Here is a 13,724-nt window from a genome sequence, read left to right on the forward strand (position 1 = left end):
CATGCTCCGTGAGTTGGTTCGCGGTGTGGTTGTTGACGGTGTGCGGTGCGTCGCGCTCTGACGGCGCGTGGCGTCGACGGGCGCAAATGTAGCGATGACTGAAGAAAGAAATGTGACAGTGCTTTCAAACGGCTTGCCGTGTGTCGCGCGTACAACACCGCCGAACGGGCACGGTATGCTTGCGGTTCGATGACACGCGAGCGAAATCATGGACGAGCAAGGAATCCGCGAACTGGAAGCGCGCCTGAAGCAGGCGATGGTGGCGTCGGATGTCGCCGCGCTCGATGCGCTATTGGCCGACGACCTCAGCTTCGTCGACGCGACCGGCAAAGTGTGGTCGAAGGCCGACGATCTGAACGGGCATCGTTACGGCATGCAGCGCATCGAGAAGCTGGACGTGGAGGAGCAGAGCGTGCGCGTGTACGGCAGTTTCGCTGTCACCGTGACGCGTGTGGCGCTTTCCGGAACGTTCGCGGGCGCGCCGTTCGCGGGCAGCTTGCGCTACACGCGAACGTGGGGCGAGGTCGGCGGGACATGGCGCGTCGTGGCCGCGCAGTGCGGCCTCGCGCCGTTCTAGAAAACCGCTTTCAGGCCGACAGCAGCGAGCCGGTCCGATACGCCTTCGCACCCGCGATGCGCGCCACTTCGAGCCCGGCGGTCGCGAAGCGCGTGATGTGCCGCGCGTACATCACGCCCGAGGTCGTGCATTTGAGCGTGGTGACGGTGTCGTTGAGCGGATCGACGATATCGGCGATGGCTTCGCCCGCTTCGATGAACGCGCCGACCTGCGCGCGGAACACGAGCACGCCCGACGCCGGCGCGACGATCGGTTCGGCGCCCGCGAGCGGCGTCGCGGGGTACGCGAGCGGCGGCAGCTCCGGCACGGGCGCATCGATCACGCCGCGATGGATCATGTAGTTGACGATCGCCTGCGCGTCTTTCTCCGCGAGTTCATACGACACGTCGTGCTGGCTGCGCAGTTCGACCGTCACCGAGATGCCGCCGTTCGGCAGCGGGAAACGCTCGCCGTAACGCTGGCGCAAGTCCGACCAGCAGAAGCTGTGAATTTCGTCGAACGGATTGCCGACCGAATTCAGCGCGAGCAGCGACGCCTTTGCGTCGAGATAGCGCGCGAGCGGCTCCACTTCCGCCCAGATTTCCGGGTTCGTGTAGAGATGCAGCGCGGCGTCGAGATCGCAGTGCAGGTCGAGCACGACATCGGCGTCGAAGGACAGCTTCTGCAACGCAAGGCGTTGCGATTCGAGTTCGGTGTGCGGGGTCTGTTCGTCGAGCGCTTCTTTCATCGCGGCGCGCACGGCGAGCTTGTTCGCGTCGGCGTCCTTGCCGAGGCGCGCCTCGATGCGCGGCGCGATCAGCGCGGCGAGATCGTAGAAATTGCGGTTGAAATTGTGGCCGCTGTTGGTTTCGAAACGGCCCATCAGCGTGCCGTGCAGATGCTGCGAGAGGCCGATCGGATTCGGCACCGGCACGATCACCACTTCGCCGCGCAGTTTGCCGGCGGCTTCGAGTTCCGCGAGCTGACGGCGCAGACGCCACGCGACGAGCATGCCGGGCAGCTCGTCCGCGTGCAGCGAGGACTGGATATAGATTTTCTGGCCGCCGCCGGGGCCGTAGTGAAAGCTCGTGATGTTGCGGGAAGTGCCGAGCGTCGGCGAGATCAGGGGATGGATTCTGGTTTGCATGTTGGTCGCGCGCGCGATGCGCGTGTCTTGCCTCTGGGAATTGCCGGGCGCCGCGGTGTCTCCGTCCGTCAGCGTCCTACCGGACGTTCGATCTTAGCCGAAATCCGCGCGCCGGGCGCCCAAAAGCAAAACGGGCTCCGCGCCCTTGAGCGCGGAGCCCGTCCGTCAGCCGGTCAGGGCCGGGTGTTCGGCTCAGCCGCCGTACACGTCGAAGTCGAAGTACTTCTTCTCGATCTTCTTGTAGGTGCCGTCCTTGATGATGTCGGCGATCGCCTTGTCGATCTTCGCCTTCAGGTCGGTGTCTTCCTTGCGCAGACCGATGCCAGCGCCGTTGCCGAGCGTCTTCGGATCGTCGATGTTCTTGCCCGCGAAGTCGTAGCCAGCGCCGCGCGGCGTCTTCAGGAAGCCGATTTCAGCCTGCACGGCGTCCTGCAGGGCGGCGTCGAGGCGGCCCGAGGTCAGATCGGCATAGACCTGATCCTGGTTCTGGTACGGCGTGACCGTCACGCCCTTCGGCGCCCAGTAGGTCTTCGCGTAGGTTTCCTGGATCGTGCCCTGTTCGACGCCGACGTTCTTGCCCTTCAGGCTGTCAGCCGTCGGCAGGATGTTGCTGCCTTTCTTGGCGACGAGACGCGTCGGCGTGTTGAACAGCTTGCTCGAGAAGGCGATCTGCTCGGCGCGTTGCGGTGTCATCGACATCGACGAGAGCACGCCGTCGAACTTCTTCGCCTTGAGCGCGGGGATCATGCCGTCGAAATCGTTCTCCACCCACACGCATTTCGCCTTCAGGCGCGAGCAGATCTCATTGCCGAGATCGATGTCGAAACCGACCAGCTTGCCGTCGGAACCTTTCGATTCGAACGGCGGATAGCTTGCGTCGACACCGAAGCGGATCGTCGAATAGTCCTTCGCCTGAGCAGCCGTGACGGCGGTGAGCGACGTGGCGGCCAGAAGGGACATCGTCAGTGCCGCGAGCAGTTTCTTCACTGTTTTAACTCCAGAAGGTGGTCAGTTCAGCCCGGAAGGTCTCGTGTCCGGGCGTCCGGCGCGTCGTTGAGCCGGCGCATGTCATTCGGCGGATCGTGTCCGCGCAGAATCGGCAGAAGGTTACCAAGCCAAAATAGTTCGGGAGCTAGTAAAAGCCCCGATAGCAAGGGCTTTAGAGCTTTTCCTCTCTTCGCGTGACCGTTCAGCGCTTTCTCAACGGATGATCCTTCAGGAACCACGACAGCCCGAACGCGATGAGCGCCACGCACGCGGCAACGAGATAGACCGTGTGCATCGAGCCCGCGAACGCATGCAGATAGTCGTCGTGCAAGGCGGGCGGCAGATGCGCGACCGCCTGCGGCCCGAGCGATTGCGGCAACTCCGTGCCCGCCGGCACGAGCTTTTCGAGGCGCGAGTGCAGGCTATTTGAAAAGATCGCGCCGAACGCCGCCACGCCGACCGAGCCGCCGATCGAACGGAACAGCGTCGCGCTCGACGTGGCCACGCCCATCAGCCGGAATTCGACGACGTTCTGCACCGCGAGCACGAGCACCTGCATCACCATGCCGAGCCCGAGGCCGAGCAGCGCCATGTAGATGTTCATGATGGAGAGCGGCGTGTCGAGGCTGAGCGTCGAGAGCAGCAGCATCGCGACGGCTACGCACGCCGTGCCCGCGATCGGGAAGAAGCGATACTTGCCGATCTTGCTGATGACGCGCCCGCTCACGATCGACGAAAGCAGCACGCCGCCCATCATCGGCGTGATCTGCAGGCCGGCCTGCGATGGCGTCGAACCTTTCACGACCTGCAAATAGAGCGGCAGGAACGTGACCGCGCCGAACAGCGCGCAGCCGACGATGAAGCCGATCAGACCCGCGAGCACGAAAGTGCGCTCCTTGAAGAGCGAGAGCGGCATGATCGGCTCGGCGGCGATGCGTTCCTCGTAGACGAAGCCGCCGAGGCACACGAGTCCGAGCAGCAGCGTGCCCCAGAGTTGCGGCGAGCTCCACGGCAGCAGCGTGCCGCCCTCGCTCGTGAACAGGATGATGCAGGTGAGCGCCGCCGCGAGAAAGCCCGCGCCCATATAGTCCACGCGATGATTCACATGCGCGGTATGCGGCTTGAAGACGAGCTGGATCACCGCGAGCGCGATCACGCCGAGCGGCAGGTTGATGTAGAAGATCCAGCGCCACGACAGATGCTCGACGAGAAAGCCGCCGAGCAACGGACCGACGACCGTGGCCAGCCCGTACACGCCGCCGAAGAGACCCTGGAAGCGGCCGCGTTCGGCGGGCGGGATGACATCGGCGATGGCGGCCATCGTGATGACCATGAGTCCGCCGCCGCCCAGACCCTGGAGGGCGCGCAACGCGATCAGCTGCGTCATGTTCTGCGCGATGCCGCAGAGTATCGAGCCGGCGAGAAAGATCAGGATCGACGCCTGAAGCACGACCTTGCGGCCGAACTGGTCGCCGAACTTGCCGTAGAGCGGCACGACGATCGTCGAGCTGAGCAGATAGGACGTGACGACCCACGAGAGATTCTCGAGCCCGCCGAGATCGCCGACGATGGTCGGCAGCGCGGTGGACACGATGGTCTGATCGAGCGCGCCGAGCAGCATCACGAGCAGAAGCGCCGTGAACAGCAGCCGGATGGGCGGTTTCGCTGCGATGCCGGTTTCGTCGGGCGCTTGCTCGCCCGCGACGGCGGTTTGATGCAAAGATGTCATGTTGAGTGCTGGAGCGGTACGAATCCACGGCCGGGCGAACGGCCCGTTTCATCACGTGGATTGTAATTAATTAACGTGAAAGTTAATATAGTCGAGTGGACGAAGCTAGTCAAATTCTTATATGGCAAACGACGTGATGGACACGGGCGCGGGCGCGTCGGGGAGCGCGGCGGCGGGTAAGCGGCCCGGCCGCCGGCCTGGGCGGCCGAGCGGGGCGCACGGCGAACAGGCGCGCACGCAATTGCTGGATATCGCGCTCGAACTGTTTGCGCGGCAGGGCATCGGCGAGACGACGCTCGGCGCGATCGCGCGCGAGGCAGGCGTCACGCCGGCGATGGTCCACTATTACTTCAAGACGCGCGATCAGTTGCTCGACATGCTGATCGACGAGCGCTTCGTGCCGTTGCGCGCGGAACTCGCGCGCGTGTTCAACGATCCGCATTCCGAGCCAGTCGAAACGCTGCGTGCTTTCGTGGAAACGCTCGTCGCGACGGTCGAACGGTATCCGTGGTTCGCGGCGTTATGGGTCCGCGAAATGATCAGCGAAGGCGGCTTGCTGCGCCAGCGCATGGCCGAGCGCTTCGGCGACGCGCACAAGGAGCGCGCGATCGAGCGCATCGCCGGCTGGCAGAAGGAAGGCAAGCTGAATCCGGCGCTGGAGCCGTCGCTCGTGTTCGCGTCGCTGTTCGGCCTGGCCGTGTTTCCGCTCGCGACCTCGCGCTGGCGCGGGGAGGGCGAGCACACGGTCGGCTCGGAGCAGCTCGCGCGGCACGTCGTCGCTTTGTTGATGAACGGGATTCAGCCGTATTGAGGGCGAAGTGCCTTCTTGATGGTCGTCGATGCGCTTCCTTACGCCGATGCTGCCAATCAGCGCTTCCTGTGCCAAAATCCGCAAAACGTACCTAATCGGCCGCCAATATTCGAATATGTCCGATACGCTCAACACAGTCGAAGCAGATCATGCGATGCGCAACTGGACGTACCGGTCGACGGGGAAGATTCCGGTCGGTTCGGACCTGCACAAGCGGATGTTCTGCGAGATGCTGCTGACGACGCACAACCCGTACAAGCCCGCCGTCATCGACTGGCCGAAGCTCGATCCGGCCGCGTTGAAGCGCGTGACCTCGCTGCCGATCTGGGACATCGCCGTGCAGACGGAAGGGCGCGCGTCGATTCGCGTGGCGACCTACGCGGGCACCATCGACGATGCGCAGTTGCGCGAAGCGCTGCGCATGAACGGCGGCGAAGAAGCGCGTCACAAGCTGGTGCTGTCGAAGCTGGTGGAAGCGTACGGGATCGCGCTTGCGCCCGAGCCGCCGTACCCCGCGCCCGCCGATCCGCTGCGCGCGTGGATGCTCACGGGATACAGCGAGTGCATCGACAGTTTCTTTGCGTTCGGTCTTTTCGAGGCGGCGCGGCAGTCCGGATACTTTCCCGAAGCGCTTGTCGAAACCTTCGAGCCAGTGATTCAGGAAGAAGCGCGCCACATTCTTTTCTTCGCGAACTGGGTCGCGTGGTATCGGCGCAACCTGCCGTGGTATCGCAAGCCGTGGTTTCTGGCGAAGACCGCGAGCGTGTGGTTCTCGCTGATCCGCGATCGCATCTCGCTGGCGCGCGGCTTCGACAAGAGCGGCGCCGCGCAGGACGCCAATTTTCCCGCGAACGTCAGCGATTCGGTGGCGGGCGAGGTATCGGTTCGCTCATTGATCGAATTGTGTCTCGCCGAAGACGACCGCCGCATGGGCGGCTACGATGCGCGCCTCTTGCGTCCGGTGACCGTGCCGAAACTCGCGCGCCTCGCGCTGCGCTTCATCAGGAAATAAGCCGCACTCACTCCGCCGGTTTCGACGCCGCGTCGAACCGCCGTGACGCTTCCTCGACGTCCTGCCGGAACTGCGCAAGCGCCGCCAGTTGCGCGTTCGGCGGTTGCAGCGCCGTCCACAACACTTCCACCAGTTCATTCGCCGTCGTCTCGATCTGAGTCTGACTCAGGCGGCGTTTCGCGAGTGTCGCGTCCCACAGGACGTGTTCCATCGGACCGAAGACGAGCGAGCGCAAAAGGCGCAGCGGCACATCGTTGCGCACGTGTCCGAGCGCCTGGCCGCGCGCGAGCACGTCCATCAGCGGGGCGGTATAGCGGCGCTGCAACTCGGTCAACGTATCCGACAGATCGTGCTGCTTCGTGCGCCCCTCCGACAGCACCAGCGCGCAAAGCCCGGTGCCGTTCATCAGCATCAGCCGCATGTGCGTCCGGACGATGAACGCGAACTGCTGTCTCACGGTGCCGTCACGCGGAAGGCCGGTTTCGAACGCATTGATGATTTCGTCATACCAGTCCGCGATCACGCGCGCGCACAACTCGCGCTTGCCGCTGAAATAGCTGAATACGGTCGCTTCCGAAATGCCCGCGCGCTGCGCGATCTCGGCGCTCGTCGCGGCGTCGTAGCCCTTTTCGGCGAAGACGTCGCGGCCCGCCTGCAGGATGTCTTTCACGCGCTGCTGCGATTTGACCCCGGCGGGCGCGCGGCGGCCGGTGGCGGTGGTTTGCGTCGACATGGGCAAGGGCGTGGCGATGAGCGTTTGAACTAAATGTGAGCGTAGCTCAAAAATCTATTGACGGCTAGGCGATTTGAGCGTGAAATTGCCCCATCCCATGGTTTGTTGCCCTGTGTGAGTGAAACTCAAATTTCAGGGCGCACCGAAAACATCGCATTTGGAGGAGACGACCCCATGAGCACCGTACCCGGCCTGAATTTCGCGTTGGGCGAAGACATCGACATGTTGCGCGACTCGCTCGCCAATTTCGCGGCGAAGGAAATCGCACCGCGCGCGGGCGAAATCGACCACTCCGACCAGTTCCCGATGGACCTCTGGAAGAAGTTCGGCGACCTCGGCGTGCTCGGCATGACCGTCTCCGAGGAATACGGCGGCGCGAACATGGGCTACACCGCGCACATGGTCGCGATGGAAGAGATCTCGCGCGCGTCGGCGTCGGTGGGTCTGTCGTATGGCGCGCATTCGAATCTGTGCGTGAACCAGATTCATCGCAACGGCACGGAAGCGCAAAAGCAGAAGTATCTGCCGAAGCTGGTGTCGGGCGAGCACATCGGCGCGCTCGCGATGAGCGAGCCGAACGCGGGTTCCGACGTCGTCAGCATGAAGCTGCGCGCCGAGGAAAAGGGCGATCACTACGTGCTCAACGGCACGAAGATGTGGATCACCAACGGCCCGGACTGCGACACGCTTGTCGTGTACGCGAAGACGGACATCGAAGCCGGCCCGCGCGGCATCACGGCGTTCATCGTCGAGAAGGGCATGAAGGGCTTTTCCGTCGCGCAGAAGCTCGACAAGCTCGGCATGCGCGGCTCGCATACCGGCGAACTCGTGTTCGAGAACGTCGAAGTGCCGAAGGAGAATATCCTCGGTCAACTGAACGGCGGCACGAAGGTGCTGATGAGCGGCCTCGACTACGAGCGCGCGGTGCTCGCGGGCGGCCCGACCGGCATCATGCTCGCGTGCATGGACGCGGTCGTGCCGTATATCCACGACCGCAAGCAGTTCGGCCAGGCGATCGGCGAGTTCCAGCTGATTCAGGGCAAGGTCGCCGACATGTACTCGACGCTGCAAGCCTGCCGCGCGTATCTCTACGCGGTCGGCCGCCAGCTCGACACGCTCGGCTCGGGCCACGTGCGTCAGGTGCGCAAGGACTGCGCGGGCGTGATTCTCTACACCGCCGAAAAGGCGACGTGGATGGCGGGCGAAGCGATTCAGATTCTCGGCGGCAATGGCTATATCAACGAGTATCCGGTCGGCCGTCTGTGGCGCGACGCGAAGCTCTATGAGATCGGCGCGGGCACGAGCGAGATCCGCCGCATGCTGATTGGCCGCGAACTGTTTGCCGAGACGGCTTGAGGGCGCGCGACATGGCGATCATCGAATCGAAACTGAATCCGCGCGGCGAGGAATTCCGCACCAACGTGCAAGCGCTCGACGCGCTCGTCGCGGACCTCAAAGAGAAAATCGCGAAGATCGCGGAAGGCGGCGGACAGGCCGCGCGCGATCGGCATGTGTCGCGCAACAAGCTGTTGCCGCGTGATCGCATCGCGCAACTGCTCGATCCGGGCACGCCGTTTCTCGAACTGTCGCAACTCGCGGCGTACGGCATGTACAACGACGACGCGCCGGGCGCGGGCATCATCACGGGCATCGGGCGCATCGCGGGGCAGGAGTGCGTGGTCGTGTGCAACGACGCGACAGTCAAGGGCGGCACGTACTATCCCGTCACCGTGAAGAAGCATTTGCGCGCGCAGGAAATCGCCGAGCAGAACCGCCTGCCGTGCGTGTATCTCGTCGATTCGGGCGGCGCGAACCTGCCGAATCAGGACGACGTGTTTCCCGACCGCGATCACTTCGGCCGCATTTTCTACAACCAGGCGAATCTTTCGGCGCAGGGCATCGCGCAGATCGCGGTGGTGATGGGCTCGTGCACCGCGGGCGGCGCATACGTGCCCGCGATGAGCGATGAATCGATCATCGTGAAGAATCAAGGCACGATCTTTCTGGGCGGCCCGCCGCTGGTCAAGGCGGCGACGGGCGAAGAAGTCAGCGCCGAGGATCTCGGCGGCGGCGACGTGCATACGCGTCTGTCCGGCGTCGTCGATCATCTCGCGCAAAACGATGCGCACGCGCTCGGCATTGCGCGCAGCATCGTCGGCAATCTGAATCGCGTGAAGACGCCGACGCTCGCATTGAAAGAGCCGCTGCCGCCGCGCTACGACCCGCAGAGCGTCTACGGCGTGATTCCCGTCGATACGCGCAAGCCCTTCGACGTGCGCGAAGTGATCGCGCGCATCGTCGACGATTCCGCTTTCGACGAGTTCAAGGCGCGCTACGGCACCACGCTCGTCTGCGGCTTCGCGCATATCTGGGGGCATCCGGTAGGCATCGTCGCGAACAACGGCATTCTGTTCAGCGAGTCGGCGCTCAAGGGCGCGCATTTCATCGAACTGTGCGCACAACGCAAGATTCCGCTGGTGTTCCTGCAGAACATCACGGGCTTCATGGTTGGCCGCAAGTACGAAAACGAAGGCATCGCGCGCAATGGCGCGAAGATGGTGACGGCCGTTGCGACCGCGAAGGTGCCGAAGTTCACGGTGATCATCGGCGGCTCGTTCGGTGCGGGCAATTACGGCATGTGCGGCCGCGCGTATTCGCCGCGCTTCCTGTGGATGTGGCCGAACGCGCGCATCTCGGTGATGGGCGGCGAGCAGGCGGCATCCGTGCTCGCGACGGTGCGGCGCGACGGCATCGAGAAGAAGGGCGGCACGTGGTCGAAGGAAGAAGAGGAAGCGTTCAAGGCGCCGATCCGCGATCAATACGAGGCGCAAGGGCATCCGTACTACGCGAGCGCGCGTCTGTGGGATGACGGCGTGATCGACCCCGCCCAGACACGCGACGTGCTCGGTCTCGGTCTTGCCGCGACATTGAACGCACCCATCGAAGACACGCGTTTCGGCGTGTTCCGCATGTGACCCACGGACGTAATGCCATGTTCAACAAAATACTTATAGCGAATCGCGGCGAGATCGCGTGCCGCGTCGCGGCGACGGCGAAGCGCCTGAATGTCGGCAGCGTCGCCGTGTATTCCGATGCCGATGCGAAAGCCAAGCACGTCGATGTCTGCGACGAGGCGGTGCATGTCGGCGGCTCGGCTGCATCGGAGAGTTATCTGCGCATCGAGCGCATCGTCGACGCCGCGAAGAAGACCGGCGCGCAGGCGATTCATCCAGGCTACGGATTTCTGTCGGAGAACGAAGCGTTTGCGAATGCGTGCGAGAAGGCAGGGCTGGTTTTCATCGGCCCTCCGGTCGAGGCGATCAGCGCGATGGGCTCCAAGGCGGCCGCCAAGGCGTTGATGCAGTCCGCGTCCGTGCCGCTCGTGCCGGGTTATCACGGCGACGATCAGGACCCTGCGCTGCTGCATCGCGAGGCGGACCGCATCGGCTATCCGGTACTGTTGAAAGCGAGCGCGGGCGGCGGCGGCAAGGGCATGCGCGTCGTCGAGAAGAGCGAGGATTTCACGGCGGCGCTCGCGTCGTGCAAGCGCGAGGCGGCGTCGAGTTTCGGCAACGATCGCGTGCTCATCGAGAAGTATCTGCTGCGCCCGCGTCACGTCGAAGTGCAGGTATTCGCCGACAAACACGGCAACGCGGTCTATCTGTTCGATCGCGACTGCTCGGTGCAGCGTCGCCATCAGAAGGTGCTGGAAGAAGCGCCCGCGCCCGGCCTTCACGATGAAACCCGCCGCGCGATGGGTGAAGCGGCGGTGGCCGCCGCGCGCGCGGTGAATTACGTCGGCGCGGGCACGGTCGAATTCATCATGACGCAGGACGGCCAGTTCTACTTCATGGAGATGAACACGCGCCTGCAGGTCGAGCATCCGGTGACGGAGATGGTCACGGGACTCGATCTCGTCGAATGGCAATTGCGCGTGGCGGCGGGCGAACCGTTGCCGCTGAAGCAGGACGAGCTGAAGGTCAACGGCCACGCGATCGAAGCGCGCATCTATGCGGAGAACCCGTCGCGCGGCTTCCTGCCGTCGACGGGCACGCTCAAGCACGTACGCATGCCGCACGCGGTGGAGTTTTCGATCGACGGCGATGTGCGCGTCGACAGCGGCGTGCGTCAGGGCGACGCGATCACGCCGTTCTACGATCCGATGATCGCGAAGCTGATCGTGCACGGCAACGATCGCCGCGATGCGCTGGCGCGCATGGCGCGGGCGCTGGCGGAATGCGAGATCGTCGGACTGTCCACCAACGTCGAGTTCCTGCAACGGATCGTGAAGAGCGAGCCGTTCAGCGCGGGCGATCTCGACACCGGCCTGATCGAGCGTCATCACGACGCGCTGTTCGCGCCGACCCACGTGTCGCGCAACAAGGGGCTTGCGCTTGCGTGCGCGGCGTTGCTCACGCGCGAGGGCGGCGAAGCGCATGGCCATTCGCCGTGGGATGCTTTGTCGCACTGGCGCATGGCGGGCGGCTATAGCCAGGATTTGAACTGGCGTGCGCTCGATACAGACGAAACGCTGAAAGTCGTTTTCACGAAGAACGGCGAAAAGCGTCTCACGCTGAACGACAAGAGCGCGCGCTTCGACTGGTCGCACAGCGGTGCGACGTCATTCACGGTCCAGCTTGACGATGCGCTGATCAAAGGCCATGTCTTCACCGATGGCGACGTCTTCCACGTCTTCCACGAAGGCGCGGCGTTCCAGTTCGAGTGGCAGAACCTGATGGCCCACGCGGGCGATGCCGAGCACGAAGGCCGTCTCACCGCGCCGATGCCCGGCAAGGTGATCGCGGTGCTCGTGGAGACGGGCGCGTCGGTGGAGAAGGGCGCGCCGCTGATGGTGATGGAAGCGATGAAGATGGAGCACACGATCGTGGCGCCTTCTTCGGGCAAGATCGGCGAGATTCTGTTCGAAGTCGGCGATCAGGTCGCCGACGGCTCGCAGTTGCTCGTGCTGGAAGTTGAACAGGCGGCTAACGCTTGATCTTCGCGGGCGCGCCGAGCAGCGTTTCTTCGCTCTCGGCGCGCACCAGAATCTCCACGCGCCGGTTCGATGCGCGCCCCGCGCGCGTATCGTTGCCGGCGATCGGCCGCAGGTAGGCCATGCCTTTGGTCGTGATGCGCTCGGCGGGCACGCCGCGCGCGATCAGCGCCTGCGCGACCGCCTCGGCACGCGCCGACGACAATGCGCGGTTATAGGCGAGCGAGCCTTCGTTGTCGGTGTGGCCTTCGATCAGGATGGGCCGCATGCTGCGCTTCAACACCTGCGCCGCGCGATCGAGCAGCGGCGAGTGGCCTGCGCGGATGGTCGACGCATCGGTATCGAAAAGCGGCGACTCGGGCAGCCGCATCTCCACGCCACCCTTGACCGGCAGCATCGTGATGCCGTAGTGCGCGTTCAGTTGATCTTCCTTCGCGCGGTTGAGTCCGGTCGAACACCCCGCGAGCAGCGCGAGCGACAGACACGCCACGCTCGTCGCCCGTAAGCCTGTGGCTTTCATTGCCAAATCCCTGCGTTGGTACCGATGCTCGATTATAGGGAGCGCGAAACGTATCGTTGTAAAGAACGTTGCCTGACTGGGCGGATCGAGTGGAATGGTTCGTGCGTGATTACAATGCAGACGAACTCTTCGATCACAAGGTACTCATGCCGATTCAACCGCCCGACCATACGTCACCGGACCCCGCCGAGCGTACGCGCAGGATGCAGCGCACGGCATCCGCGGCGCTCTATGCTGTGCTCGTGCTGGTCGCGCTCTACACGGCGCGCACGTTCATCCCGGCTGTCGTATGGGCGAGCGTGATCGCGATCGCGCTATGGCCCGCGTTCGGCTGGCTCGAACGGCGGCCGCTATTCAGACGGCATCACAATGTGCTCGCGGTCGTGCTGACGGCGGCGATCGGCCTGCTCTTCGTGGTGCCGTTCTTCATCGTCGCGGCGCAGACGGTGACCGAAGCGCACGACATGCTCCACTGGTTCCACGAAAGCCTGCGCACTGGGATTCCGATGCCCGCGTTCATCGAGCATCTGCCGATGGGCTCGCAACAGGTCGCGCGCTGGTGGCAGGAGAATCTCGCGACGCCGCTCGAAGCGTCGCCCGCGGTGAAGAACCTGCACAGCTCGACGGTCGTCGCGATGACGCGTCACTTCGGCGGGCGCGTGGTGCATGGCGTCGTCATCTTCGGCTTCATGCTGATGACGCTCTTCTTCGTGTTCCTGGCGGGTTCGCGGCTCGGCGAACAACTGCTCGCGGGCTCGCGGCGCGCGTTCGGCGCGGACGGCGCGGCGATCGTGCGGCGCATGGCGGAATCGGTGCGCAGCACGGTGGTAGGGCTCGTCGTGGTCGGGCTGGGCGAGGGCGCGCTGCTCGGCATCGCCTATGCGGTGACGGGCGTGCCGCACGCCACCCTGCTTGGCATGCTGACTGCCGTCGCGGCGATGCTGCCGTTCTGCGCGCCGATCGTGTTTCTCGGTTCGGCGCTGTGGCTGCTCGCACAGGGCTCGATGATCGCGGCCGTGTGCGTCACCGTGTTCGGGATGATCGTGGTGTTCGTCGCCGAGCACTTCGTGCGGCCGGTGCTGATCGGCGGCTCGGCGCGGCTGCCGTTCCTGCTCGTGCTGTTCGGGATTCTCGGCGGCGCGGAGACCTTCGGGCTGATCGGGCTGTTCATCGGCCCGGCGCTGATGACGATTCTCGTCGTGCTGTGGACCGATTATGTCGTCGAGCGGCGGTAGT

12 protein-coding genes are annotated in these 13,724 nt (G+C 64.3%); 7 read left to right on the plus strand and 5 right to left on the minus strand.

The genetic code is table 11. The annotated features are described in order from the left end of the window. Window positions 1-208: 208 nt before the first annotated feature. A complete protein-coding gene (locus NK8_RS16250; protein ID WP_213230002.1) occupies window positions 209-577 on the plus strand; it encodes a nuclear transport factor 2 family protein in 369 nt (122 codons plus the stop codon). A 10-nt stretch (window positions 578-587) separates the two neighbouring features. On the opposite strand, the gene NK8_RS16255 is transcribed toward NK8_RS16250, so the two are convergent. The 3 genes from NK8_RS16255 to NK8_RS16265 all read right to left on the minus strand — a co-directional run bounded on the left by NK8_RS16255 (window position 588) and on the right by NK8_RS16265 (window position 4,419). Then, the gene (locus tag NK8_RS16255) at window positions 588-1,703 is read right to left on the minus strand and encodes a succinylglutamate desuccinylase/aspartoacylase family protein (protein WP_213230003.1); all 1,116 of its coding nucleotides are present in this window, start codon (window positions 1,701-1,703) and stop codon (window positions 588-590) included. A gap of 192 nt (window positions 1,704-1,895) precedes the next feature. Then, window positions 1,896-2,690, minus strand: coding sequence for an ABC transporter substrate-binding protein (locus NK8_RS16260; protein WP_061174550.1), 795 nt, complete (start codon window positions 2,688-2,690; stop codon window positions 1,896-1,898). A gap of 202 nt (window positions 2,691-2,892) precedes the next feature. Next, window positions 2,893-4,419, minus strand: coding sequence for an MDR family MFS transporter (locus NK8_RS16265; RefSeq protein ID WP_213230004.1), 1,527 nt, complete (start codon window positions 4,417-4,419; stop codon window positions 2,893-2,895). Between the two features lie 121 nt (window positions 4,420-4,540). Here NK8_RS16265 and NK8_RS16270 point away from each other — a divergent pair, with 121 nt between their 5' ends. Then, window positions 4,541-5,230 carry a TetR/AcrR family transcriptional regulator gene (locus NK8_RS16270; RefSeq protein WP_213230005.1) on the plus strand — a complete coding sequence of 230 codons (690 nt, stop codon included), beginning with the start codon at window positions 4,541-4,543 and terminating at the stop codon, window positions 5,228-5,230. Between the two features lie 115 nt (window positions 5,231-5,345). Continuing rightward, window positions 5,346-6,242, plus strand: a complete 897-nt coding sequence (locus NK8_RS16275) for a ferritin-like domain-containing protein (RefSeq protein WP_213230006.1) — start codon at window positions 5,346-5,348, stop codon at window positions 6,240-6,242. Window positions 6,243-6,249: 7 nt separating this feature from the next. Here NK8_RS16275 and NK8_RS16280 read toward each other — a convergent pair whose 3' ends face one another. Further along, a complete protein-coding gene (locus NK8_RS16280) occupies window positions 6,250-6,975 on the minus strand; it encodes a TetR/AcrR family transcriptional regulator (protein WP_213230007.1) in 726 nt (241 codons plus the stop codon). Between the two features lie 174 nt (window positions 6,976-7,149). On the opposite strand from NK8_RS16280, the gene NK8_RS16285 reads away from it, so the two are divergent. The 3 genes from NK8_RS16285 to NK8_RS16295 are packed head-to-tail and all read left to right on the plus strand — an operon-like array spanning window position 7,150 to window position 11,971. Then, window positions 7,150-8,331 (plus strand): isovaleryl-CoA dehydrogenase, encoded by a 1,182-nt coding sequence (locus NK8_RS16285; RefSeq protein ID WP_162067161.1) that lies wholly within the window; start codon window positions 7,150-7,152, stop codon window positions 8,329-8,331. A gap of 11 nt (window positions 8,332-8,342) precedes the next feature. Then, window positions 8,343-9,950: a carboxyl transferase domain-containing protein gene (locus tag NK8_RS16290; RefSeq protein ID WP_162067162.1), complete on the plus strand. Its 1,608-nt coding sequence runs from the start codon at window positions 8,343-8,345 to the stop codon at window positions 9,948-9,950. A 17-nt stretch (window positions 9,951-9,967) separates the two neighbouring features. Further along, entirely contained in the window at window positions 9,968-11,971 is a 2,004-nt protein-coding gene (locus NK8_RS16295) for an acetyl/propionyl/methylcrotonyl-CoA carboxylase subunit alpha (RefSeq protein WP_213230008.1), read from the plus strand. Here NK8_RS16295 and NK8_RS16300 read toward each other — a convergent pair. Beyond that, window positions 11,961-12,488, minus strand: coding sequence for an OmpA family protein (locus tag NK8_RS16300; protein ID WP_213230009.1), 528 nt, complete (start codon window positions 12,486-12,488; stop codon window positions 11,961-11,963). The genes NK8_RS16295 and NK8_RS16300 overlap by 11 nt on opposite strands. A 146-nt stretch (window positions 12,489-12,634) precedes the next feature. On the opposite strand from NK8_RS16300, the gene NK8_RS16305 reads away from it, so the two are divergent. Then, complete coding sequence (locus NK8_RS16305) at window positions 12,635-13,723, plus strand: AI-2E family transporter (protein ID WP_213230390.1); 1,089 nt, start codon at window positions 12,635-12,637, stop codon at window positions 13,721-13,723. Window position 13,724: the final 1 nt, after the last annotated feature.

Source organism: Caballeronia sp. NK8 (genome assembly GCF_018408855.1).
In the GTDB taxonomy this organism is placed as follows: Bacteria; Pseudomonadota; Gammaproteobacteria; order Burkholderiales; family Burkholderiaceae; genus Caballeronia.